This is a genomic window from Microcoleus sp. AS-A8, assembly GCA_039962225.1.
In the GTDB taxonomy this organism is placed as follows: Bacteria; Cyanobacteriota; Cyanobacteriia; order Cyanobacteriales; family Coleofasciculaceae; genus Allocoleopsis.
This window is the reverse complement of sequence record JAMPKV010000017.1, coordinates 76702-101616: the sequence shown is the minus strand read 5'-3', so window position 1 is coordinate 101616 and position 24915 is coordinate 76702. Positions and strand designations below refer to the sequence as shown.

Below are 24915 nucleotides of genomic sequence, written 5' to 3'. Positions count from 1 at the left end.
CCAAGCCTCACCTACCATTACAAGTGAGAAACCGTTGCCCGACTTACCAGCCCTGTGTGTAAGTGCTATTGACGTTGTTGCAGGGGCAGCGTGACGATAAAGGTTGACCCTTGCCCTTGTGTGCTGTGGGCGCTGATGCTGCCTTTATGGCGTTCAGCAATCTTACGGCAGATCGCCAAACCCATGCCAGTGCCCTCATAATCGTTACGACCGTGCAGCCGATGGAAAGCTTGGAAGATGCGCTCCAGATACTGGGTATCAAAGCCAATACCGTTATCTTCGACGCAGATTTGACAATGTGTAGGCTTAGCCGCATCTCCTAAGGCTGGCTGGTTTTCACCCTTGAGCGGTTGACTATAAATCCTGACTTTCGGCGGTTCGCCCTTGCGGTGGAATTTCAAAGCATTGCCAATTAAGTTTTGCATCAGTTGACGCATCTGTAAGGGATCAGAATTAAGGGTTGGCAACTCACCGACTTCTACCTGTCCCTGAGTCTGCTCCAGGCAGACTTCCAAATCGGATAACACCTCTTGCACAATCTGAGCCAAATCCACCGCAACGAAGGGTTGAGCCTGGGTAGTAATGCGCGAGAGCGTGAGCAAATCATGGATTAACGTTTGCATCCGTTCTGCGGCTTTGTGCATCCGCTCTAGGTAGTCGTATCCTTGCTCCGTCAACACCTCACCATACTTGGTTTGAAGTCGTTCGCCGAAGGTGAGAATCTTCCGTAAGGGTTCTTGCAAGTCGTGGGAGGCGACACGGGCAAAGTTTTCCAGCTCGGTATTAGAACGAGCCAGTTCCTGACGCTGATGGGTTTCTTGTTCTAAAAGTTGAGCTTGAGCTAAGGCAATGCCAATTTGATCCGCTAGCTGTTTGAGCAGATCGGTTTCAAAACTAGACCAATGCCTGGGACGGTTACACTGATGAGCCACCAGTAAACCCCAGAGTTGTTCCTTCAACAGAATCGGTACAGCTAGCTTGGCCTTGATATCGAAATTTTGCATAAATTCCATGAAACAAGGTGGCACATCCGCCTTTTCTACGTTATCAATCGTGTAAACTCGGCCTTGACGATACTGACTTAAGTACTCCGATGCTAAATAACCATCCGTAACCTTGTGGCCTAAAACAGAAGAATAGCCAGGAGCCACCGCTTCTGTAACGATTTTGCCCAATCCATCCGATCCCAATTGAAAGATCAAGACGCGATCGCTCGCGAGAATCCGTTGCACTTCGTTGACAGCGGTTTGGAGAATGTCCTCAATATGCAAAGACTGGCGAATCTTGAGCGTCACTTCAGCAAACAATTGCGATCGCACGTTCTGTCGCTGTAATTCTTCTTGGGCTTGCTTGCGGTCGGTAATATCCATATTAATTCCGGTCATCCGCATAGGCTGACCCCGTTTGTCGTAATAAACTTGACCTTTACTCGCGACCCAGTGGATACTACCGTCAGGCCAAATCACGCGGAACTCAATATTATAGTCGGCTCCCTCCACCAAGGTAGACCTTAGTGCTTGAGTGACTCCTTCCCGATCATCCGGATGAAGACTTTTGAGGAAGCTTTTAAACGTACCCTCAAAGGAACCTGGGGCAAGCCCATGAATGGCTTCCGTCGTCTCAGAGTGAATCACTTCGTCGAGTTGGAGATCCCAATCCCAAGTCCTCATCTGAGCCGCCTCTAGAGCTAACCGGAGTCGCTCCTCGCTCCGTTGTGCCCGTTCCGTCTGCTGGCGTAGTTCCTCTACCGCACGACTCGAAAGAAGCAGACGGCGCACTCGTTGGCGCAGAACCGCCCAGTGAATCGGCTTGGTAATGTAATCCAGTGCCCCGGCCTCAAAGGCTCGATCCACCGATTCTCGGTCTTCAAGAGCCGTGATCATTAATACGGGGATGCGATCGCCACCCGGAAGCGATCGCATTTGAGTACAACAGGTAAAGCCATCCATCACTGGCATGAGAGCGTCCAAAAGCACAATATCGGGCTGTAGGCGCTTGTAGGCCGCTAACCCTTCCTCGCCATCACACGCTTCTGCTACCCGATAGCCGACTTGTTCCATCGCTCGCTGTAACTGAATCCGCATGAACTTGTCGTCCTCAATCACGAGGATTAACGGATCATCTTTCTCTGGGGGGGTGATGTTCATGTTTGAGCGTTTTGGCGTTCTAATTGCAAAGCTACCTTGACTCTTTCATACTCAGCTTCTAGCTGTGGCAACTTATCTACCCCATACTCAGTATTGCCAATCCGACTCATAACTTCTAACTTGCGGCATATATTCGAGAGGGTGATAGCACCTAGAGTTGCACTGCTGGCTTTGAGATTATGTGCGCTCGATCGCAACTGTACGGCATCGTTTTGGGCAATCGCTTGGGCGATCGCACTTAGGAGTTTTGGCGCTTCTTCGAGATAGCAATCAATCATCTCTACCAAGACCAAATCAGCCATGTCACCCGCCATTTCCCGAAATGATTGCAGCACTTTGGCTTCAATCGGCTCAGAGGGTGTAGGTGGATTGAGGTGCGTGGGTTTGACTGGCGAGAATTCCCCCATCTCCCCATCTCTCTCCAGGGTTGTCTTTGGGTTCCCTTTTAGAGTACGTCCCACGCCACTCTCACTTAACCCCCAACTCTCCATTTCTCTCTCTCTCAGGGGTTGACACTGGCTCAACACCCGGATTAAATCTTTAAGGCTTATGGGTTTGCAGAGGTAGTCATCCATACCTGCATTCAGGCACTCCTCCCGATCCCCTTGCATAGCATTTGCCGTCATGGCAATAATCCGAGGGCGCTTGTTAGCTCTTGGAGGTTGGAGGTTAGAGGGTGGAGTGTTAGATTGTTTGTTCCTATCTGAGTTTTTGGCCTTCTCACTGACCTCCCCTAATTCCCCATCCCCAAGCGCCTCTTGACAAATACACCTTGCGGCGGTTAATCCATCCATCAGCGGCATTTGTACATCCATCAGCACCACGTCATAGAACTGGCGTTTTACAGCATCGAGTACTTCTAAGCCATTACTCACTACATCTGCTTGATAGCCGAGCCGTTTCAACAGATGCAAGGCAACCTTTTGATTCACGCCATTGTCCTCCGCTAACAAAATCCGCAAGGGCAACTGTGCGGCGAGTTGCACAGGGTTCTGCGGAAGAGGCGCGGGGGGAGGATTCACCGAGATGGACGACCCAGCTAAAATCTGATTCAAGACGGGGTAAAGCTGGGACTGTTTAATGGGCTTTGTCAGAAAAGCGGCTAAATCTACAGGTGCAGGGGTCTGTCTAGCCCTTTCTAACCCGTTGATCGAGGTCAACAGGACAAGGGGTAATGTTTGATAATGAGGATTGCTGCGGATTTTCGTCGCCAGCGTCAGACCATCCATTTCGGGCATCTGCATATCTAGAAGTGCCATATCCAGAGGTTGCCCTTGATTGAGCCAGTCGATCGCTTCCGTTGCCGATGCCGCCGCATAAGTGAGCATTCCCCAAGACTGGAGTTGCTGGGTTAAAATTTGCCGATAAGTCTCGTTATCATCCACAATCAGCAGGCGCTTACCCTGTAATTGAAGCTGAACGTTGTCACAATTCTTAGGGGATAAATCGGGAGCCGCCGCCGCCACCAGGGTGAAATAAAATGTGGAACCGCGCTCTACTTGGCTCTCAACCCAAATCCGACCGCCCATCATTTCGCTCAACTGTTTGCCAATCGCTAGTCCCAATCCGGTTCCCCCATATTTACGGGTGGTGGAAGCATCCACTTGACTGAAGGATTTGAACAATCGGTCGATGCGATCGGGGGGAATGCCAATGCCTGTATCTCTAACAGCAAATTGGATCTCGAACCTGGTTGCAGGTTGCCGATGAGAAGATGGGGTGGAACCTTCCACCTGCGCTTCATCCTGTTGCTCTAATAACGTTTCACCCTCCAACTCTCTGGCTGTCACTGAAACCACCACTTCTCCTGTCTCCGTGAACTTAACGGCATTACTGACTAAATTCACTAAAATTTGGCGTAAACGAGTGACATCTCCCACAATGAGACGGGGCGTTTGAGGATGCATCCAGTAAGCCAATTCGATGCCTTTTTCTGCGGCCTTAAGCGCTAAGATATCGAGGGATTCTTCAATGCAACTTTGCAAATTAAACGCCTGTTTTTCCAGTTCGACGCTGCCGGACTCAATTTTTGAGAGGTCAAGAATATCATTAATCAGGGCAAGTAAAGCCTCACTACTGCTCTGAGCGGTTGTGACAAAATCTTGCTGCTGGGGTGTTAATTCTGTGGTCAAAAGCAGACCCGTCATGCCGATGATCGCATTCATGGGAGTGCGAATTTCATGGCTCATATTAGCCAGGAATTGACTCTTGATGCGAGTAGCTTCTTCAGACTTGGCCTTGGCCTTTTCCAGTTCTTGATTCGTCTGAGATAATTTTTGGGTGCTAGCCACGAGATCCAATTGGGCCAAATACGGTTCGGTAATATCGTCTAATATCCAGAGACGACCGGGTACATCGCGTATACGGGTGGGAGCACTAGAGATACTCAGCACTTTAGGTTCTGGCTGAGTGAAAATCCAGTTCCAGTTACGAATCTCGGCCTGAGGCTGGGAAAAAAATTGTGCGGCTTGTGCCACAATTTCAGTCTGATTATCCGCACGGGTACGTAACATGGCCATCGCCTGAGCGAGCATCGGGGGTTCTACAGCTCCTGGGGACAGCTCCAATTGCTCGGCGGCGGCCTGATTGAGCCAGCCTTGTTCCCCACTTTCATCAATGAACACCACGCCTTGATGAATTGTTTGTAACATGGCCCTGAAGCGTGCGCGTAATTTGTCCAGCCGTAAGGTGGTATCACTAAAGCTCAGCAGGGTGCGTAACTCACCCTGTAAGGATTCGATAAAGTCTTGCAGGTGGGAGGGAAAATCCGTCGGGCGCTTCCACAGCAGCAGAATTGCACCCTCTCTCCCATCGGATAAGGTGAGGGGCACGACTGCAAGAGACTGGATGCCTTGGGCGAGCAGAACATGGGAAGCCCCCGGAGTTGCGGAGTAATTGGAATAGTAGAGACAACGGTTTTCCCGCGTGGCTTCTTCAAAAAGTGTGGGTGTCGTCAGTGGATCGGGAAGAGCATTGGGGGGCAGACAGACCAAGGCTTCAGCGGTTACCTCATCGAGTCGGCGCAGAGCGATCGCGGCGTCGGCACAGACAATGTCACGTAGGAGGGCGACGGCTTGACTAATCAGGGTATTGGAGGTATCTGTGGTGTCGGGATGGGTGAGGGTCGTGAGTACCCATTGAGAGGCTAAGCGCCACTCCAATCCCAGGAAAAACTGGCGTAGCCCCATGCCCAGCCCAGCCGCAATCCCGAATTCCAGGGATGGGCGTACTGCATTCACTCCATCCCCATGCAACAGTCCCACCAGCAGGGTACATAGCCCCGCTAAGGGTATTACTTGCATAAAGCGTAAGGGCAACAAGGTAAAACCGAGCAAACCCAGCAAGGTTAAAATCTGCATCGGTGCCCATCCATCGAGGCACGCCCAGGCGCTTAGGACGAAGGTTAGTCCGAATAGGATCGGTCGAAATGTAGGTAGCCCGTCAGGAGGACGAAGCTGTAACCATGACATAAAGGATTTCCGATTAAGCGGCAAGACATGAAGCGATCGCATGGGTGACCACATCGGGTGCGCTGATATGCGGTAAATGCCCCCGTGCCTTGATGGGAATCAGTTGACTGTCCGCAATCTGATTAGCCATATACTGACCGACCTCAAGTGGTACCGCGATGTCATCACTCGCTTGTAGAATGGTTGTGGGTAATGTGAGTCGCGGCAACTCCGCTCGGTGATCAGATTGGAAGATCACGCGCGCGACCGCTTGCGCGATATCGGGGCGGATTGCTGCCAGGGTATTGGCAAACTCTAGCGCTAGTTCGGGTTTTTCGGGGTTGCCCATGGCGATGGGCGCAAAACCACTCACCCAAGCATAGTAATTGGATGACATCGCAGCATACAGGGCATCCAGGTCAGACTGCTCAAAGCCACCGAAATACCCCTCATCGTTGAGATAACGGGGAGACGCACTAATAAAGATCAGTTGGCTGAAGCGCTGGGGTTCAACCAAGGCTGCAAGCAGACTCACCATGCCGCTCACCGAGTGACCCACCAGAATGCACTGGGTCAACTTTAATTCGGCGCACAAATCCAGCAAATCCTCAGAATAGCTGTAGAGGCTACTGTAGCGGCGGGGACTATAGGCCGAAAAATCTGACTTCCCTGCTCCAACATGATCGAATAGGACAATGCGATAATTAGACGCAAATGCGGCGACCTGATGCCGCCAAGCGGTTTGGTCGGAGCCAAAGCCGTGGGCAAAGATCATGGTTTTACTACCATTACCGAGTATTTTTACATTATTCCGTTCAAGGATGCTAGTTCCCATTACCGATTCTCGATTCCCGATTCCCGATTACCCGCCTCCTATCAGTCTCCACCCTCTTGGGAGGGCAGTTCAACAATTTCAAACCAGTATTTACTTAAGGTCTGCATGACTTCGATTAAGGAGCTAAAAGTCACAGGCTTGGTGATGTAAGAGTTTGCGCCCAGATAATAACTACGAAGAATATCTTCTTCCGCCTGCGAGGTGGTCAGTACTAAAACGGGAATTTGTCGCAAATGCGGGTCTGATTTCAGCTCGTTGAGTACCTCACGCCCATCTTTTTTCGGCATGTTCAGGTCTAGCAGGATGAGGCTTGGACGCGGCGCACTGCCCGGAACTGAATATTTGCCACGTTGGTAAAGATAATCCATCAGTTCTTCGCCATCACTGACGATGTGCAAATCATTGGCTAAGCGGCTTTCAGCCAGGGCTTCTTGGGCTAACATGCAATCATCTGGATCGTCATCTGCCATCAAAATCGTCACAGGGTGTCGCCGTCCTCTCACTTTGCCCTATCTCCTTGACGTTGTTGGAGGGGTAGTGTTATGATAAAGGTCGATCCACGGCTGGGTAAGCTTTGAGCCGTAATACTGCCATCATGGCGTTCGACAATCTTACGACAGATTGCTAAACCCATTCCAGTGCCTTCGTATTCGCTGCGACCGTGCAGGCGTTGGAAAGCGTTGAAAATTCGGTCAAGATACTTTTCATCAAATCCAATGCCGTTGTCTTCAATCAAGATTTGACAACGTTCCATTTTGTTAATCCCCGGAGTGGGTGGTTGTTCCCCATCGGTTAGCTGTCGGCTATAAATTTTAATAACGGGGGGTTCCTCTTTTCGGTAAAATTTTAGGGCATTGCCGATCAGGTTTTGCAGCAACTGACGCATTTGGATGGGATCAGCTTCTAGGATGGGGAGTTCGCCGACCTCAATTCGTCCAGCCGCCTGCTGAATGCTGACTTCTAAATCCGATAAAACTTCTTGTACCACCTGCGTTAGCTTCATTGTCACAAAAGGCTGCGCCCTGGTTGTTACGCGCGAAAGAGTTAGCAAGTCGTTGATCAAAGCTTGCATCCGTTCGGCAGCATTTTGCATCCGTTTCAGGTAATCGCGCCCTTGCTCGGTTAACACCTCACTATACTTGACCTTAAGCCGATCGCCAAATGCCTGAATTTTGCGTAACGGTTCTTGCAGGTCGTGGGAGGCAACATAGGCAAATTCTTGCAGTTCTGCATTGGAGCGTGCAAGTTCTAATCGCTGGCGAGTTTCTCGTTCCAAGAGTTGGGCTTGAGCCAAAGCGAGGCCAATTTGCTCGGATAACTGTTGCAACAGTTCCGTTTCAAAACTCGTCCACGGTCTGGGACGGGTACAATGATGGGCAATCAGCAGACCCCAGAGTTGTCCGGAGAGCAAAATTGGCACGACTAACTTAGCCTTAACTCCCCAAGGTTCGAGAAATTCCAACAAGCAAGGCGTCATTTCTGCATAGGCTTGTTCTACATCCGCGATCGCACGAATCTGCCCCTGTCGATAAAGTTCCTGGTACTTTAAAGGAAAGACTTCTTCAGCAAAGGAGATGCCGAGAATTGCAGGCCATCCAGGCTGAACCGCCTCTGTTACCGTACACCCCGTACCATTAGGCCACACACGATAAATTAACACCCGATCAACCTGAAGAATTTTTTGCACCTCTGTGACAGTGGTTTGCAGGATGTCTTCAAGCTGTAAGGATTGCCGAATCTTCAGCGTAATTTCGGTAAACAGTTGCGATCGCCGATGCTGACGCTGTAACTCCTCTTCCGCCTGTTGACGTTCCGTGATGTCATGACCAATTGCCAAAAATCCGGTAATGTTGCCCTCTAAATCCCGAACAGCCGTGATGGAAACCAATACGGGAAAGCGCGAACCATCTTTACGGATGTAAGTCCATTCGCGCTCATCGATTTTCCCCAAGCGAGTTTTGGCGACAAAGGATTCAAATCCCGGTTCATGGGGAAATCCCAGTTCCTCAGTTAATTCTTGCGCCCGTTGCACCACTTCTGAATAATCGTGGATGACAAGAGGCGTAAGTTTACCCACCACTTCTTCTGCGGTATAACCCAACAAACGCTGAGCCGCCGCGTTAAAGGTGCGAATGATGCCATCGGGGGTAGTGGAAATAATCGCGTAATTGGCACTGTCTAATATCGCACGCTGAAACTGAGTCGTTTCGATCAGCGCCTTCTCGGCTCGCCTGCGTTCCGTGACATCGTTAGCTAAAACAAGTTGAGCTTGTCTGCCGACGAAAGTGAGCCTGTAGGCGGTAATTTCAACCTCAATCAACGAGCCATCTTTCTTGCGATGTCTCCAGACCCCTTTTTGGTTGAGTCCAGGAGTAACTTTAGCCATATCCGCTAAAGCCGGAATGTTGACGGCAGGGCCAATATCCGCGCTCGTCATGGCGAGAAACTCCTCTCGCGAGTACCCGTAGTGCTGAATTGCCGCTTCATTTACGGCTAAAATCGCTAAAGTTTCCAGGTCATTCACCCACATCGGGTGAGGATTGTTTTCAAATAGCAGCCGATAGCGTTCCTCGGAACTCCGTAGTGCTTCCTCTGCGTGTTTCCGCTCGTTGATATCCTCAAAATAAACCGATAATCCTTGCTTTCCAGGGTAGGCATGGACAGAGAACCAAGTTTTGAGGGGAGGATAAAAGGCTTCAAATTCAACGCTAACTTCTTCTATTACGGATCGGTGATACTCCTGATAAAACAGGGACGTGACAGCTTCCGGAAACTTATCCCAGATGCATTGTCCCAAAAGTTCTGAGCGCTTTCTTTGTAACAGACGTTCGGCTTGCTGATTGACATAGGTAAATCGCCACTCACGATCTAAAGCAAAAAAGGCATCGGTGATACTCTCTAGAATTTTTGTAATCTGGTTATGTGCTGCCTGCTCCCTGTACAAAAGTTGAAGCCGCTCTTGCTCAGCTTGCTTGAGTTGGGTAATGTCGCGGCCTACACAATAGATGAAACCGTCTTGAACATGGGGAAATGCCGTCCAAGCGAGCCACTTGTACGAACCATCTTTACAGCGATAGCGATTCTCCAAGTAGATGGTGGGCGCACCGGTCGCCAGCTTCTGCACTTCGGCAAGGGTTGCGGCTTTGTCGTCCGGATGAACAAAATTTAGGAACGGTTGGCTTTGAATTTCTTGACAACTGAATCCCAGCGTTTTTTCACAGGCTGGGTTTAAGTGTTTGAAATAGCCATCCAGACCGGCTATACAGAGTAAATCAAGAGATAGGTTGAAAAATCCTTGCAAAGCTGTCTGTAAGGCATTGCGTTCTTCTTGTGCTTGCTGATACTCCGTAATGTCACGAGTCAACTTTTGAAGTTGCTGGCTCTGTTGCTGAGTCTGCGCCAATTCGACTACGGTGCGTCTGAGTTCCAGTTGCGCCATCACTTGGCGGCTTAAACTTTGTAAGGCTCTTAACTGCTGGGGACTCAGTTCTCGTGGCACGTAGTCAATGACGCAAAGTGTACCCAGTGCATAGCCACTAGCCGTCATAAGAGGTGCGCCTGCATAAAACCGAATGTGAGGCTCAGCGGTGACTAAAGGGTTCGTGACAAATCGTTCGTCAGTCCAAGCATCTTGGACAACCAAGATTTCATTTCCTAGGATTGTATGGGCGCAAAAGGAATTGTCACGGCTTGTTTCCGGGATTGTCCAACCAATTTTTGATTTAACCCATTGACGATGATGATCAACCAGCGTAATCAGAGCAATTGGCGTTTCACAAATTTGCACGGCTAAACGGGTGAAATCATCGAATGCCTCTTCAGGAGCCGTGTCGAGAATGTTGTACTGACCAAGAACCTCAAGTCTTGCTATTTCATGAGCAGGCAGGGGGGCTTTCATTCGGTTGAAACATATTTCCTGAGTTGAGAAACTGTAATAGGTATGATTTTAAATGTCATATTTAAACCCTGGTACTCTTCAGTATATTTCAGCCCTCAGCAAGTCAACACGAGCAGGATGAAGTATACCAAGAGTGAGTGAAAAACAATTAAGAAATTTAGGATTAACCATGTCTGTTGTCTCTCCCACTCAACAACATACTCAAGATAGTTTTTCTATTACTTTTGCACCATTATCCGTGGCAGAAATCTATGCACTCGCCGATGATCCAGCCAATGGGGCAGTTGTAGTGATGAGTGGTACGGTTCGCAATCAAACCGATGGAAAGCCCGTCGTCGCCCTAGAATATCAGGCTTATGAACCGATGGCGGTGCGAGTGTTCGAGGTGATCGCAGATGATATCCGCAACAGGTGGACAGATGTCAATCGCGTGGTGATTCACCATCGCACGGGGCGGTTACAAATTGGCGAGATTAGTGTCATCGTTGCGGTAGGCTGTCCCCATCGCTCAGAAGCGTTTGCCGCTTGCAAGTATGCGATCGATACTTTGAAACACAACGCCCCCATCTGGAAAAAAGAACACTGGGCGGATGGTTCCACTAGCTGGGTGAGTATTGGGGCTTGCGAACAGGTTGAGACTCCATGCTAGTGTTCAGTACTTACTCCCTTGGGAAGTAGAACAATACCGATAGTTCAAGTGTTTTTGCATTTCCAAGTAGGGTAGGTCATGCCCACCCTACTGCAAGGAGACTCTTCGATTAACGAGGACGAAGCACTATGCCTGGGCTAGAAAAGGAATCAGCGACCAACGCTTGACCCTGAAGAGTGGTATTAGCCGGGACTGCTGGCTGTACTGAGGGATTGCCTGGATAACTGCGACCATTAAACCGGGTGCGGGTATACTGCGTGGTTGCGCCACCTCCGCTGACTAGGGTGACTAGGTCTTTCCAGCCTGCGGTTTTCTGAGGTGTTACTACAATCGGAGCGTTGACCACCGTATGCTCGGAGAGCAAGCGATAGCCCTGACGTGTTGGCGTGAAAATCAGGGTTGTGCAGCCGCCAGAGCCACATCCATAAGAGCCAACTAGATAAACCACTACTTCACGCTTACCATCGTCATTGAGGTCAGCCCGATTGTAGTAGTAGCGCACATACTGATCGGGACTGCTCGGACTGTAGCCCTGTAGCTCTCGCAGGATCGCTTGTTCTAGTTTTGCATCTTTGGCAGTCTCTGAGTTTCGGTACTGAATCTTGCCAATTTTGACACCGCGAACGACAGGAAGGGGTTCTGCTAAGCTTGCGATCGCTCCTAGCGTCAACTGCATTATTGCGGTGGTACCGAGTGTCAGTGCTGCTAACGTGAACTTTCTCATCTATCTAAATAATCCTTACCTCACAGGAGGCATTGCCCACTGTAATAAGACACAGTTTCCCAGGACAGTTTTTCGGACTGGAATACACTTTTTCCTTAAGGTTCTTCTGCACCTGAATCCTGCCGATCCAGTGCTGCGTAAAATGCGATCGCCTCTAGCACTGGCAGAACTCATCGCAAACCTGATCGTTAGCACCAGTGGGCACAGGACTAGCAGATACTCTTTAAGGCTTCCATTTTGCCGGTGAAATATACTCGCCTGTAATGGCATCTAAAACGGTAACTGCACCTTGCGTGGAAACATGAAACCAGTCAAGAGTTGTGATGTGATCGGGACGCTCTTCAAATAATTGAATGACATAATAAGGTTCAGCAGTTGTAGGGGAACGATCAACTCTCAACCTGGCGCGTGCCTTTCCATTCGATAAGCGATTAATCGTCTGAACTTTTTGTTGGACTTGCCGCAACCGCCAGACAGCATCAAGTGCGCTCTTTTCATTGATCTTACGTTGGGCTTGAGAAACCTTTTGAGAAGCAGGCGGCTGGATTTGGCTGGCATCCGCTTGAGTGTTGATTGATTTGCCAGTGATGGCAGTAACCACCATAATTGCAGCACTCGCGATCACAACAAAAGATGTTTGTAGTTGACTCATATCAATTATTAATGTTTTAGGATGCATGGAGTTGTACTGGTAAGGCACCCTACAATCAATAAAATTAGCTCGTCTTCTCAACCCTGAGAAACTTGCGTTCAGCGTTTCAAAACTTGAGCGATCGCCTCTTCTAATTCACCTTTACTCAAAAGGGTAATAATAAATACCTCTTGATAGGTTTTCCCAGACCGAGCAATAATCTTAAAGCCCCCGCGAATCGGCACCGATACTTTTAATTGCATCCGAGGGCAATGACTTTTAGCCCGTCCAATAACGGCAGGGGTAATCGTTTGAATTCCCGTGTATTTGGTGAGACGTTCGAGAACTGGTATCAAACCCGGAATGTGAGTTGAGTGATTCCAAACCAGCCTGCCGTTGTTGGTATTGCTCATTAAGTTATGCTGCTTCTATGGGAGCCATCGTTAACCCTGCACGGCTCAACTGTTGGTGGTAAAGTTCCGCCTGTTCTTGCGGGCCAACCCAAACAATGGCTTGGCCTTCAAAATGAACCTGATTGGTGAGTTCCCAGGCGCGATCGCTCGTCATTCCAGGAATATACTTCACCAAACAGTCGTGAACGTGCTGAAACGTGTTGAAATCATCGTCGAGCACAATCACCTTGTAATTGGGATAGTGCTGGCGAGTCACTTGACCCGATTTTTCAGGAGCTATAACTGGCGATGCAGATGTCGCGTAAGAAACCGCTAATTGTACCATAGTCATAGGGCAGTTACGAAAATCTTTCACCTTAAATTAAGCAACCTGCATTCTTTTCTAGTTTACCTACCTATGGTTGTTTCTCACCCTAAAAAGGGGATAAGAACTTCCAACGGCTAATCGGTTGGATAGCTTCAGGATGGGTAGTTCATTGAGTCGTGTCCAAAAACGTTGCTTATAGGCTTCGAGAGACTGGCTTGCGTCGCCTCATCTGCCGGAAACAGACTTTCAATCCGCAACTCCTGCAACGTAATATCATGAGGGGTGCCTAACGTGGCGATTGTTGAAAATAAGTTAAGGCTCAGTCCGTCTTTGACAAACTGTACTGTCAATAAGGGTAATTGCCAGGTGCGAGGTAGGGATTGCTGCCACAAGTGGGGGACATCTGGATAAGCTTCTAGCTCTTGGAAAAGAGCCATCGATTCGTCGCTATGTCCATCGACGAACGCTTCTCGATACACCCGTTGAATCAGATGGCTACTGATTTCTTCCCAATTCGCCACAAACCGCTTGAACCCTTGAGGATGAAACATCAGTCGCATCAAATTGATTTTGCCGTCGATGCAGAAGCGGCGTTGCAACTCGTCTGGATGAATTAACCAATTGGTTAGTCGTTGCGCTGACGTATTGCTCTGGAGCAAATTCCAGTAGCGATCCATCACTAATGCCGGATAGGGTTCTTGCTGGCGCAAGATAAACTCTATCGCTTTGCGGATGGGTTCAACTTCAGGCGCTGATAAATCGCTTTGGGAATAAATCGGCGCAAAGCCGGCTGCCGTCAGCATGATGTTTTGATCGCGCAGGGGAACATCTAGCACAGCCGCCAGTTGCAGCACCATATCCCGGCTGGGATTGGCTCTACCTGATTCTAAGAAACTGATATGCCGCTGAGAGACATTGCCAGCTAAAGCCAAATCGAGTTGACTCAAACCCCGTTGATTGCGCCAGTGTTTCAGCAAATTAGCAAAGGAGGCATCTCGGTTAGGAGACAATGGTGTTGAGGTTGAAGCGATGCCCATTTCACTGTCCTTATTACCTGGCAGGTAATTGTTTCTATTATCTCCTGGGGTCACAATCAAAGCAACAGGATCGATAGCGAACTTTTTAGGCTTCGCCACACCAAGTTCCTGTTGAAGTGTTGATCACAAAAGGAAGTGAACTGATGTCCAATGCAACTTATTTACAGCGGCAAATCCCTACAGGTCAAAAAAATCTATCAGTTAAATCCCTCTATCTGCTGCTGACGATTGTTGGTGCGATCGCACCTTGGAGCGTTCTGCTGACTTTCTTTCTCCAGAATGGTCTTGCTATCGATTTGTTTTTCCAGAATGCATTCGCTAATCATGTCGCTTCTGCCATAGCAATAGATTTGCTCATTTGTGCAGATGTCTTCTTCTGTTTCTCATTTATTGAACTGAAGCGATTAGGTTTGTCTCGTCGCTGGTTGTCTATTTATGTTGTCGTTACCTTTGGGATTGGTGTATCTTGTGCCTTGCCTTTATTTTTATATTGGCGGGAGCGAACGTTAGAAACCATGACCTTTAAGGAGGCGTAAAACTTAGCTAAAAACCCAACCTTGTGACATCCTCAATGCCTATCTGTCCTACTCCATGCCTGCCATAAATTAATAGAACTTTGGGTCATGGGTAATCGAGAATTGGTACACTGTGCTGGTTTTCTTATTACCCATTACCCATGCCCTATTACCCCAACAATTGATGTGTAGCAGGCTTAAACGATCAAGCTATCACTGCCATTTATCCCAAGTTTCATTGAAAATCGAAGTATCAGGAAACGCCGTAGGATTGCCAGTTTTTTCGATTCGCTTGCGTAACTCTTGTAGTTGCGGTTCTTGTCGTGGCAGTTGATCCACCAGTTCATAAGGGGCTATCCCCTTGTCTAAGGCAAACGCGGCTGTAATCCCTGCGGCTGCACCGGATGACCATTCAAAGGAATGTACTCGATAAGCGGCGGCGGCAATGTGACTGGTGGCAATGCTTTTCCCAGCGACTAACATGTTGTTGATTTTTTGAGGAATCATCGCCCGCAGGGGAATTTGGAACGGGTATGCTTGACCGGCTCCCTGCCTTTCCCCCTCACGCTCTTTGTTCCCAGGGGCTTCCGGGGGACTCATCACCATACAGGGATGGAAATCGATCGCATAATGCCCAATCCCCACAGAATCGGGATAAATCGTGGATCGAGTGCGTCTTTTAACCTCTTCCGGCGACTTTTTGTCCCCAAGTACAGAGATAGTTTCGAGTCCAGCCAGAGCTGCCCGCAAGTTGCGATACATGTCCGGCGGGAGCGTCTTGCGGTAATACTCATCCTTGTAGTCGCGGCGGGAGATATCGATTTCCCAAACACTAAAACCATTGGGATAGCCAAAAGCAGGGCGTCCAATTAGTCGCCGTCCTTCCCGCATGTAGGGATACTTGGATAAGCCATGTACCGTTCCCATGGGGGACTCTAAGCCAGAGAGGAACTTGTGGTTGGGTTGTGGCTGCTTCACACCCGCACCGAGTTGAGAGTCCGTATTTCCCGCCACCAGCCAGTGGAAATAGCCTTGGGAAATTTCCTCCCCCTTGCGTAACGCATCGGTTCGCAAGCCACCCATCCAGCCTCCGGGTTGCAACTGTCCCGCCGCTTGCAACTGATCGCGAGTGTAAACCAAGTTATCTTGTGAGGTGCCTGGACGGTAGTCGTTACCCCACGTCCAGTTTTGCATGGAAATATCGCCGGGAGTGGGAGCGGTGTACGTGATGCCACCAAACTTTTTGGTTTCACCCTTTTGGGGACTCCAAATGCGCCGATAGGTGTACACCAACCCAAAGTCTGCCAATCGCTTGAGCTCATAGCTGTAGTAAGGTTCGTACTGAGGATAGAACGAGGGCATCTGATGGGTTTGAGGCTCCTTGGTGGCTTGCATGGCAAAGGTATAGGTAAAACCTTGGGTGCAATAGGCATCACCCGTCGCGCTAGAGGAGGATGGTTCTACGTAGGAGCGAGGATCGATACCCAGGCGGTGGGGAACGTCCGCCAAACCAATCAGTTCCCCCGTTTCAGTGGCATCGATCACGTACCAAGTCAGTGCTGGGCCTTTCAGTGCGCGTTTGGGGACGAAGCGGATAATGTTTTTATCAAAGCGGGAGGAATTGTTGTAGCTGTACGCATCTTCAATGGTTTGAGAGAGGGGGAGGGTGTTGAGGGGAGGGGCACCTTTCGTGGGTTTATGCTGAATCGCGATCGCACTATTAATCCGATCTCCATTAATATCCAGTTCCTTCACCACCGTGGACGGGTACCACTTGAGCGTGCCTTTGCCGCGTTTGGCGGCATCTCTTAAAATGCCCTCTAGAATTTTGTCCGCATCGCGAGGAAGAAAGCAGGATTCACTCACCCAGCAGTCTCCAGGATTGAGTTTGCCATAGTAGCGTTTGATGTGCTCCCGCAGTTCCAGGTAGCCGCGAGAATAGAAAAGGCGCGATCGCTGGGTGGGGCGTTCGTCGAGTGCAGAGGTTCCTTGAGCAGAAATTTGTCCGCCAACCCAGTCGGTAATCTCTGTTAAGCACACCGTTCGCCCTGCCATTAAGCCTTCATAGGCACTAGCAGCACCAGCCAGCCCACCCCCAACGACTAAAATGTCACAGGCTTCTTCTTTATCCGCAGTTCTTGGTGGGGCAGAAAAGGCTGGTGGGGTGAGGGAGGTGAGGGAGATGAGGGTAAGAGTCAGTGTTATTCGCTTTCGCTTCATTTTTTGCAGAAATTCAGGTCGTATCAGATGCTAGATTATGTTAGCTCTGTGACGTTACCATCTTCCAACAAGTTCATTTTCCGCTAAATCTCCTCTTAATACCGTAAGCGGGTATCGATTAACAACAACTACACACTGATTCTTCCCTTACATTTTCTATCCTGTTTCTTTCTGGGATTGTCTCAAGAAAGCAGTTTCATTTCAATGGAGTCATTGCCTCTCCACTCGCTGAAAGTGTAACCAACAACACCAACATGAACCTATAGCCAAACATATCTAAAGGGAGAGGTCGTTAATCCAGGGATGGAAGCACATGGAAGGAAGATAAATAATTTTAGGAAGGCCAATCATGATGAAAAAAGTTATAGCAACCACGGCTTTGATGGCATTTGGAGTTGTTGCCGCTTTGGGTAATTCGGCTTTAGCTCAGTCAAACCGACCCACTACTGAGCCAAACCCCACAAACCGACCCGCTAATCGCTCCAACTCCAATCAATTAAGTAGCTTTGACACACAATTTATGGCCCAAGCTGCTCAAAGTAACATGGCGGAAATAGCACTGAGTCAACTAGCATTGCGACGGGCTACTAGTAATGAGGTGAAACAGTACGCACAGCGCATGATTCAGGATCATTCGCAGGCAAACGCTCGCCTTGCCCAATTGGCACGGCAGAAGCGTGTCACGCTGCCCACACAGTTGGATGCCAAACATCAAGCCATTAGAGCGCAACTTGAACAGCTATCTGGTGAGCGTTTCGATCAAGAGTACATGATGGCGATGGAGAACGATCATGCCGAGGCAACAGCGTTGTTCCAAAACGGCGCTCGACAGGCTCAGGATCGCGATGTGAAAGCTTTTGCTAGCACTACACTGCCTAAGGTTCAAGGTCATTTGCAAATGGTTCGCACCATGACAGGCAACAGTTCACCACAAAATCAAAATTCTGGGCAGCGGTAAGATAACTCAATGGAAAAAGCGCAGGGTGATCGGAAGTTTGAGTGGCAGTAATCACCCAATCAGGTGAGTTTCATCACCCTATCTAGTACCGCTAACAGGTGAAGTGGCCTGAGTTTTTTGCCGATTAACTTGATTACAAAACAAGTTAATCATGCAAATGAATAAACTCTTTTGTGCCACTCTCCTTGTTCGATAATTTACCTTGCGATTTCCTCAACACCTACACCAAGCGAAAAATAAACGGGTAACGGTAGGGTTTATTGGGATAGTTGACGACTTTTACAATGGCAATAATGGGCATGACAAAGCTGATAATGCCTAACAAAATCAGCAATGGAAACCCAATAACCACGACGACTAATAAGGCAGATATGAAGAAATAGATATAAAGATTGATGTGAAAATTGAGGGATTCTTTGGCATTTTGTTTGACAATTGGGTCTTCATTGGTTAATAAAATGGCAATGGGTATGCCAATCGACACAAGAGTAGAGCTAAAAAAGACGGCTCCATGACAGATTGCCGATAAAACCTTGCGCTGCTCCTCCAAGTTGTTCATACTGCTACCCTCAGAGTCTGTTGAGTTTTTGGGCGATACTCCGATGGTAGATGATCGAAACTTAGTGTTGCCATCAATCTTCAGAACGATCGCACCTAAATCGCACGGCTATTCTTGGTGTTTGAATCTCTCAGAAAATAACCCTGCAACGCCTGCTAACCCCAACAAAATTTTAGTTAACCAATCTCCCCAACGGACATAGGGTGTTTCCGTCTGCCGTCGATAAATGGTTTCTGCATGAGTTTCATAGGTATTAATCCCAGACATCCAGAGGGTTCTACCGTGAGGGTCTACAATGGCGGAATAGCCAGTGTTTGTGGCACGCACAGCCCACCTGTCCGTTTCGATCGCTCGCATTACATCCTGAGCATGGTGCTGAGCTGGCATCTCTGAGCTGTAATGGGCATCATTGGAAGAACTGAGAATAAACTGACCCCCAGCTGCCGCTTGACGCCGGAAATGTTCAGCAAAGGCTGACTCGTAACAAATTCCTGCGATCGCACGACCAAACGGCGTCTCAAATAGTTGGGTTGGTGAACCCGCTACGAGGTGAGCATCCAGAGGAGAAAGGCGATCAATCAAACCGCCTAAAACTGACTCAAAGGGAATATATTCCCCCAACGGCACTAACTTAGCTTTGTCATAGCGGCTGAACGTTTCGCCGTTACCCATAATCGTAAACAGACTATTCGTGTAGCTACGTCCCCGCTCACCAAAGGCTCCCACCCAAGCCACAACCCCCTGCTCCAAAATAGCTGCGTAGAAGTCCTGACGTTTCAAGTCACTCAAAAAAAAAGGTAAAGCCCCTTCTGGTGTTAACACCGCATCAACGCCCTGATTGGCTAATTTCAGATAGCCATTAGTGTATCTTTCCAGAGCGCGACGCTTACCTTCTGTGTACAGTTTAATGTCGTTGCCGATATTACCTTGAACAATACCAACGTTTAAAGCCACTTCTTGGGGTTGAATTAAGGGGCGACTTTCCAGTCCAAAACCAATCAGGTGCAGAGCAATCAAGAGTCCCGCTGCCATGCCGAGAAGGGTTGCAGGTTGCAGCTTAAAACGCTCAACAGGAGACGCTACCGCCTCTGGCTGCACTAACAACCTTCTACCATTCAACTCTTTGGTGTCCTTTCTGTGTTGATAGCTAATCCACGCTTCGGCAACTAAACCATTCACCGCCACAATTGCCGCCGTCACGGTCGCAGGGCCAGATAACTGACCCAGGTGTAAAATTACTAAGTTATGAGGACTCTGAGTATAAGACAAGGAAGTCCACCATAACGACCCAGCACTCCAAATCGACTCCAAGCCACACCAGAGGGCTGTGCCCATCAGAACGCGAACCAAGGCTGAAATTCTCAGCTTTTGATGAATCCAAAATAACAAGGCTGCCCAAATCGCGACTAAGGTAGCGCCCCAGAGGGTAAGGAACGTCCAGCAGAAAATGGCGATCGCTAAACTAGCTAGCCACGGTACTCCCATCCAAGTCATCGGGTGAATGCCGGTAATCCAAAACCCTGCTAAGCCGTGATAGCCAATCCCCCATACTAAACCCGACAAAGCACCTTGACGAATACTCTGAGCCTTGGCAAGCCAAAACCATAGGGGCACCAGCGCTATCCACGCTAAAAACCAAGCCTCTACGGGGGCTGGCGTCACTCCCATTAAGATACCACCCAGTAAGGGCACCAGGAAACGAGAGGCTGAAGAGAATTGCTTTGAAGGTTTCATTGCAAATCAATGTCAAGGTTTGTGGCTTGACACAATAGAGACACAAAATACAAGGCGCTAACTTGCAAAGGCAGGGGGGGTGACTGCCTATTGTTGTAGGGGCAGGATAATATTGTGCCCCTACCTTCCAACGAAATCGAGCTACCTTACAACGTCTCCTCCAGCGCTTCCACTTCCTCTTCCTCACCGGAGAGAGGAACTAAGGCAACCGCTGCGATCGCATCATCGTCATCCAGTCGTTGCACTCTCACCCCTGTTGCCATCCGGGACTGGGGCGAAATCGCATTAATCGCCTGACGAATGATAATCCCTCGACTCGTGATGATCATCAACTCATCCCCTTCATTAACCACCCGTAACGCGGCTAATTTGTCTTTGGGCAAACGGAACTTCGTCGCCAGGATTCCCATCCCTGCCCGATTCTGCAACCGGAACTGAGAGACAGGCACCCGCTTGCCATAACCCCCCATCGTGACCACAAGTACCCAAGGGCCTTGACCTGCGGTTACGACCAACTCCTGATCTTCGGAAACAGCTTCGTTGACACTCTCGTTCACCTCATTGAGGTCTTCGACTTCTTCTTCAACGCCGACATCAATCGCGCTTGCCATCTGGGCGACAACCTGACCGGGGATAATATCCATGCTGATCAACTCATCTTGAGCGCGCAGCTTCATGGCCTTAACACCCCTGGTAGCACGACCGAGGGGGCGTAGTTGCTCGTTATCCGTCTTGAAGTGAATCGCCATCCCCTGACGCGACCCAATGATGATGCTGTCGGTTTGGGTGGCGCGTTGTACCCACCGCAACTGGTCGCCTTCTTCCAGGGAAATGGCAATCAATCCATTCGCTCGGATATTACTGAAGGCATCCAAGGCTGTTTTCTTGATGTAACCTTTGCGGGTCAACATCACCAGATACTCATGGTCGGTGAACTCAGACACCGGCACAATGGAGGTAATTTTTTCCTCGCGGGGAATCGGCAGCAACTGCACAATGGGAACACCTCGTGCCGTGCGCGAAGCCGCTGGGATGTGGTATGCCTTGAGGCAGTAAGTAACGCCGCGCTCACTAAAGAACAGAATGCTGTCGTGGTCGCAACAAGTCAGGAAATGCTCAACCCCGTCATCCTCTTTCATCCGGGTGCCTGCCTTGCCGCGAGTGGCTCTGGCTTGAGCGCTAAATTCGTTAACGGCCATCCGCTTGATGTAACCTTGCTCTGTGAGCAGAATCACCGCTTTCTCATTGGCAATGAGGTCGGTGTCATCAATCTCACCTTCCATCGGTTGAATGATGGTACGGCGTGGCGTGGCATGGGTCGCTTTGAGCTGAGTAACTTCTGCTTCAATAATTTCCAGGATGCGACTTCTGCGGGCGAGGATATCTTCTAAGTCGGCAATTCTGGCTTGTAATTCTTCGTGTTCTGCTTGAATCTTCTCAGCTTCTAGAGCGGTTAGGCGTCGTAGTTGCATTTGCAAAATTGCGTCGGCCTGGGCTTCTGAAAGTCCGTAGACTTGCATTAACTCGGCTTTGGCGGTGGGAGCATCAGCGGCATGGCGGATGAGTTGAATAATCCGATCAAGATTGCCCAGAGCAATCAATAACCCTTGGAGGATGTGGTCTCGTTCTTGGGCTTTTCGCAGTTCGTATTGAGTCCGCCTGGTAATCGTCTCAATCCGGAAATCTAAGTAGACGCTCAAGAACTTCTTGAGGCTTAATAGCTGGGGTTCATTGTTCACCAACGCCAGCATATTTGCCCCAAAGTTCATCTGTATGGGCGTCTGTTTGTAGAGGTTGTTGAGAACGACACGAGGATAAGAATCGCGCTTGAGTTCAATTACGATCCGCATCCCGTCGCGATCGCTTTCATCCCGAATATCGGAAATGCCCTCAATTCGCTTGTCGTTGACCATTTCCGCAATCTTCTCGATCAGCGCTGCTTTATTGGTTTGGTAAGGCAGCTCTGTGATAATGATGGCTTCTCGGTCTGGACGCCCGCGATGTTCAATGGTTTCAATCTGGGCGACGCCCCGCATCGTAATGGAACCGCGACCGGTGGTAAAGGCTTCTTTGATCCCGGAGGTTCCCAGAATCTGACCTCCTGTGGGAAAGTCAGGGCCAGGGATATACCGCATTAACTCCAGATCCGTCAGGTCGGGATTATGAATTAATGCCACCACGCCATCAATCAATTCTCCCAGGTTGTGGGGAGGAATATTGGTTGCCATCCCCACTGCAATTCCACTGGAACCATTGAGCAGTAACTGCGGGATACGGGCGGGTAAGACGGTGGGTTCTTGCTGGGAACCGTCAAAGTTATCGATGAAGTCTACGGTTTCTGACTCAATATCCCGCAGCATGGCGTCTGTGGATATGGGGCGCAAGCGACACTCGGTGTAACGCATTGCGGCTGGTGGGTCGTTGTCCACCGAGCCAAAGTTGCCGTGCCCATTGATAAGGGGCGATCGCATGGAGAAATCCTGAGCCATCCGCACTAAGGCGTCATAAACGGCTGTATCTCCATGAGGGTGATACTTACCCAACACTTCTCCCACGACACGGGCGCATTTCCGAAAAGGGCGGTCTGGTGTAAGACCCAGCTCATGCATGGCATAGAGAATCCGCCGATGTACTGGCTTGAGTCCATCCCTAGCATCCGGCAGCGCCCGACCTACAATCACGCTCATCGCGTATTCTAGGTAAGACTGTTGCATCTCGTTCCGCAGATTTGTCGGGACAATTCGCTCCTGGGAGGTACTCATAGAACGAAAAACTCCATTAAAATTAAAGAAAATGGCAGCAAAATAGAGAAAAGCTGCAAAAAATGCCACTTTTCCAGCATAGAGTTGCCAAATATTGTTACTTTCTTTTAAAATTTTAACACAATTCGGGACTCTCAGTCGGTGCCGCTGGGAGTCATGAGCCATGCAACGACGACTGCTTAAAAAATAAAACCAGCGTTACTTTCTGAGAACTTCGGCACTGTTTTGAGATATTTTTGGAGATTAGGAATTAAAGTAAGATTGCAGGGCACCAGCAAAGCGCGAACGCATTAATTTCGCTCCGGAGAAAACAACCAAAATGGAAACAGCCATTGCATTGATCGCCTTTTTTATTATCACGACCCTTGTGATGCCAAATCTTCTGTCCAAGGAAATTATCCTGGGATTGGTTGTATTGGGCATCATCGCTATTGCACAGCCTACGCTCTTGAATCGGGAACAAGTGATTGCGTTAGTTGCGTTTGGCATTTTGTTTAGTCTGATTATTCCCGAACTCATGAAAGGGAAGTAACGTTACCTGGATTGGCATAGGTGTCCTCGTGTAGCAGTGTTTAACGTTAACAACACAGTGATGACGAGAATGCCTAATCACCTTGTTTTTGTCCCCACAGGCGCATCGGAGCGGATAGAGACCGTTTTCAGAAGGGAATTATATCCTGTGGCCTCTTCCCAAACATCCTTGTTGGCTAGGCGGATCGCATATTCCTTTCGGGGATAGAGTTGGGGTTCGGGGTCTGGCAGGTTTAAAAGCACGGCGTAGTCACCGGAGGGCATGGAGTCCGGAAGGTCGGTGTTGGTCGTGATTTCGACAGCTTGACCGCCCAGCCATAACCTAGGGTCTTGGTTTACTTTCAGGTAATATTTTTTCTTGGTTCGCGTGTGGCGCAAAACGATTTCGATCCGGCGTGGGTTATACAACTTGCCCCAGCCCTCATTGACCAATTGAATTTTGAGCCTAAACGCGCTTCCGGGTCTGGCAGCGTCTTGAATTTCGGAGCGGATGAGGCGGAACCGATAACCCAAGCGGCGGCTGATTTCCTCATGGCACCCCTCCCGTTTCCAGCGCTCCAAAACCTTCAGGTGGAATTTGAGGTTCAGGGCATCCCAGCGCAGGCGCTGTAAATCTTTCAAGGCGGTTGGACAACCCGAAAAGAGGCTGGGGTTGCAGGTTTCCCCCTCTTGAACCACATAGCGGTTATCTTGCTCCAAGTACCTTTTTTCAGCTTCCTCCGCACCCTTAGGATAGGTTCCCCAATCGTCTGCGGCTGCCAAAAAACAGTCGTTGTGGTGACCGGTGCGGCTTCGGGGGCTGCTATTATAGGCTTCCTCAGGGGTGATGGGGTTGGAGTTGTTATAGATTGCCTTTTTATCCTTGGGATAGCGGAGGGCGACCATCCTCTGAGGAGGTAGGGAGGCCAAAAGTTTTTCTAGGACTTTCTTTTTTGCCTCTGTATGGGTGTGCAGTCCGTGGGAAGAACTGTGCCACTCGCCCCAATAACCGATAAAGCCGGCCTCCACTAAGGCAATCACGTCATAGTTGGCTAAGAGGATGGGTTTGACTTGGTCGATATGCGACGATATGCGGTCTAAGGGCGCATCGGGGCCGTCCCCCCAGTTGTAAGCGAAACGGATAATAGTTTTGAGTCCTGCCTTACGCATGTTCTTCATATCCCTGGTCATGTTGTCCAGATAAGATTTCGGCAGGGGCTGGTTCCGGTATTTGTCGATGCGGTAATAGCGACGCACTACAGTGATACCCCTACGGCGTATGCGACGCAGGGCGTTAAGGCTGAGGCTGTGATCATATTGGTCATACCAACCTCTTTCGGGGTTAGCAAAATTCTCCTGGCTACCTTCGTAAGTTACGGGAGTGGCTGACAATTCTTGGCTGGTGCAGGGAAGTTGGGTAAAAAGCACAAGAGCAACCATACTGATGGGTTGCATAAACTTGAACACGCGCTTAGTTCTCCGCTTTTAACGTTGGTGTAAAAAACAGTACACTCCAGTCATGAGGTTGTCCATAGAAAAGCGGTTTGTTTCACCAACTGTTGTTAGA

The 24915-nt window shown here is 49.4% G+C and carries 19 protein-coding genes; 4 read left to right on the top strand and 15 right to left on the bottom strand.

The window, feature by feature from the left end:
* Nucleotides 1-65: 65 nt before the first annotated feature.
* The 5 genes from NDI48_23580 to NDI48_23560 are packed head-to-tail and all read right to left on the bottom strand — an operon-like array spanning nt 66 to nt 10329.
* Nucleotides 66-2147, bottom strand: coding sequence for a response regulator (locus NDI48_23580; GenBank protein MEP0834150.1), 2082 nt, complete (start codon nt 2145-2147; stop codon nt 66-68).
* The gene (locus tag NDI48_23575) at nt 2144-5617 is read right to left on the bottom strand and encodes a response regulator (GenBank protein ID MEP0834149.1); all 3474 of its coding nucleotides are present in this window, start codon (nt 5615-5617) and stop codon (nt 2144-2146) included. The genes NDI48_23580 and NDI48_23575 overlap by 4 nt, the downstream gene beginning before the upstream one ends.
* A gap of 13 nt (nt 5618-5630) precedes the next feature.
* Nucleotides 5631-6431, bottom strand: a complete 801-nt coding sequence (locus tag NDI48_23570; GenBank protein MEP0834148.1) for an alpha/beta hydrolase — start codon at nt 6429-6431, stop codon at nt 5631-5633.
* A 41-nt stretch (nt 6432-6472) separates the two neighbouring features.
* The gene (locus tag NDI48_23565) at nt 6473-6934 is read right to left on the bottom strand and encodes a response regulator (GenBank protein MEP0834147.1); all 462 of its coding nucleotides are present in this window, start codon (nt 6932-6934) and stop codon (nt 6473-6475) included.
* Complete coding sequence (locus tag NDI48_23560; GenBank protein MEP0834146.1) at nt 6931-10329, bottom strand: PAS domain S-box protein; 3399 nt, start codon at nt 10327-10329, stop codon at nt 6931-6933. Before NDI48_23560 ends, NDI48_23565 begins: the two co-directional genes overlap by 4 nt.
* 169 nt (nt 10330-10498) lie before the next feature.
* On the opposite strand from NDI48_23560, the gene NDI48_23555 reads away from it, so the two are divergent.
* Nucleotides 10499-10978: a molybdenum cofactor biosynthesis protein MoaE gene (locus NDI48_23555; protein MEP0834145.1), complete on the top strand. Its 480-nt coding sequence runs from the start codon at nt 10499-10501 to the stop codon at nt 10976-10978.
* A 109-nt stretch (nt 10979-11087) separates the two neighbouring features.
* Here NDI48_23555 and NDI48_23550 read toward each other — a convergent pair whose 3' ends face one another.
* The 5 genes from NDI48_23550 to NDI48_23530 all read right to left on the bottom strand — a co-directional run bounded on the left by NDI48_23550 (nt 11088) and on the right by NDI48_23530 (nt 14189).
* Nucleotides 11088-11702 carry a hypothetical protein gene (locus NDI48_23550; GenBank protein MEP0834144.1) on the bottom strand — a complete coding sequence of 205 codons (615 nt, stop codon included), beginning with the start codon at nt 11700-11702 and terminating at the stop codon, nt 11088-11090.
* Nucleotides 11703-11925: 223 nt separating this feature from the next.
* Nucleotides 11926-12354, bottom strand: a complete 429-nt coding sequence (locus NDI48_23545; GenBank protein ID MEP0834143.1) for a hypothetical protein — start codon at nt 12352-12354, stop codon at nt 11926-11928.
* Nucleotides 12355-12452: 98 nt separating this feature from the next.
* The gene (locus tag NDI48_23540; GenBank protein ID MEP0834142.1) at nt 12453-12746 is read right to left on the bottom strand and encodes a DUF2103 domain-containing protein; all 294 of its coding nucleotides are present in this window, start codon (nt 12744-12746) and stop codon (nt 12453-12455) included.
* 4 nt (nt 12747-12750) lie between these two features.
* Nucleotides 12751-13071, bottom strand: coding sequence for an ATP-dependent Clp protease adapter ClpS (clpS, locus tag NDI48_23535; protein ID MEP0834141.1), 321 nt, complete (start codon nt 13069-13071; stop codon nt 12751-12753).
* A gap of 134 nt (nt 13072-13205) precedes the next feature.
* A complete protein-coding gene (locus NDI48_23530) occupies nt 13206-14189 on the bottom strand; it encodes a helix-turn-helix transcriptional regulator (protein ID MEP0834140.1) in 984 nt (327 codons plus the stop codon).
* A gap of 44 nt (nt 14190-14233) precedes the next feature.
* On the opposite strand from NDI48_23530, the gene NDI48_23525 reads away from it, so the two are divergent.
* On the top strand, nt 14234-14626 hold the full coding sequence (locus NDI48_23525) for a DUF2834 domain-containing protein (protein ID MEP0834139.1): 393 nt from the start codon (nt 14234-14236) through the stop codon (nt 14624-14626).
* A gap of 192 nt (nt 14627-14818) precedes the next feature.
* Here the strand turns inward: NDI48_23525 and NDI48_23520 are convergent, their stop codons facing one another.
* Nucleotides 14819-16825, bottom strand: a complete 2007-nt coding sequence (locus NDI48_23520; GenBank protein MEP0834138.1) for an FAD-dependent oxidoreductase — start codon at nt 16823-16825, stop codon at nt 14819-14821.
* Nucleotides 16826-17174: 349 nt separating this feature from the next.
* On the opposite strand from NDI48_23520, the gene NDI48_23515 reads away from it, so the two are divergent.
* The gene (locus tag NDI48_23515) at nt 17175-17783 is read left to right on the top strand and encodes a DUF4142 domain-containing protein (protein ID MEP0834137.1); all 609 of its coding nucleotides are present in this window, start codon (nt 17175-17177) and stop codon (nt 17781-17783) included.
* A gap of 220 nt (nt 17784-18003) precedes the next feature.
* Here the strand turns inward: NDI48_23515 and NDI48_23510 are convergent, their stop codons facing one another.
* From NDI48_23510 to gyrA, 3 genes are all read right to left on the bottom strand, one after another.
* Nucleotides 18004-18342, bottom strand: a complete 339-nt coding sequence (locus NDI48_23510) for a DUF4870 domain-containing protein (GenBank protein ID MEP0834136.1) — start codon at nt 18340-18342, stop codon at nt 18004-18006.
* A gap of 108 nt (nt 18343-18450) precedes the next feature.
* The gene (lnt, locus tag NDI48_23505; protein ID MEP0834135.1) at nt 18451-20076 is read right to left on the bottom strand and encodes an apolipoprotein N-acyltransferase; all 1626 of its coding nucleotides are present in this window, start codon (nt 20074-20076) and stop codon (nt 18451-18453) included.
* A gap of 146 nt (nt 20077-20222) precedes the next feature.
* On the bottom strand, nt 20223-22838 hold the full coding sequence (gene gyrA / locus NDI48_23500) for a DNA gyrase subunit A (protein MEP0834134.1): 2616 nt from the start codon (nt 22836-22838) through the stop codon (nt 20223-20225).
* 319 nt (nt 22839-23157) lie between these two features.
* Here gyrA and NDI48_23495 point away from each other — a divergent pair, with 319 nt between their 5' ends.
* The gene (locus NDI48_23495; GenBank protein ID MEP0834133.1) at nt 23158-23370 is read left to right on the top strand and encodes a hypothetical protein; all 213 of its coding nucleotides are present in this window, start codon (nt 23158-23160) and stop codon (nt 23368-23370) included.
* Nucleotides 23371-23447: 77 nt separating this feature from the next.
* Here the strand turns inward: NDI48_23495 and NDI48_23490 are convergent, their stop codons facing one another.
* The gene (locus NDI48_23490) at nt 23448-24803 is read right to left on the bottom strand and encodes a DUF4832 domain-containing protein (protein MEP0834132.1); all 1356 of its coding nucleotides are present in this window, start codon (nt 24801-24803) and stop codon (nt 23448-23450) included.
* Nucleotides 24804-24915 lie beyond the last annotated feature (112 nt).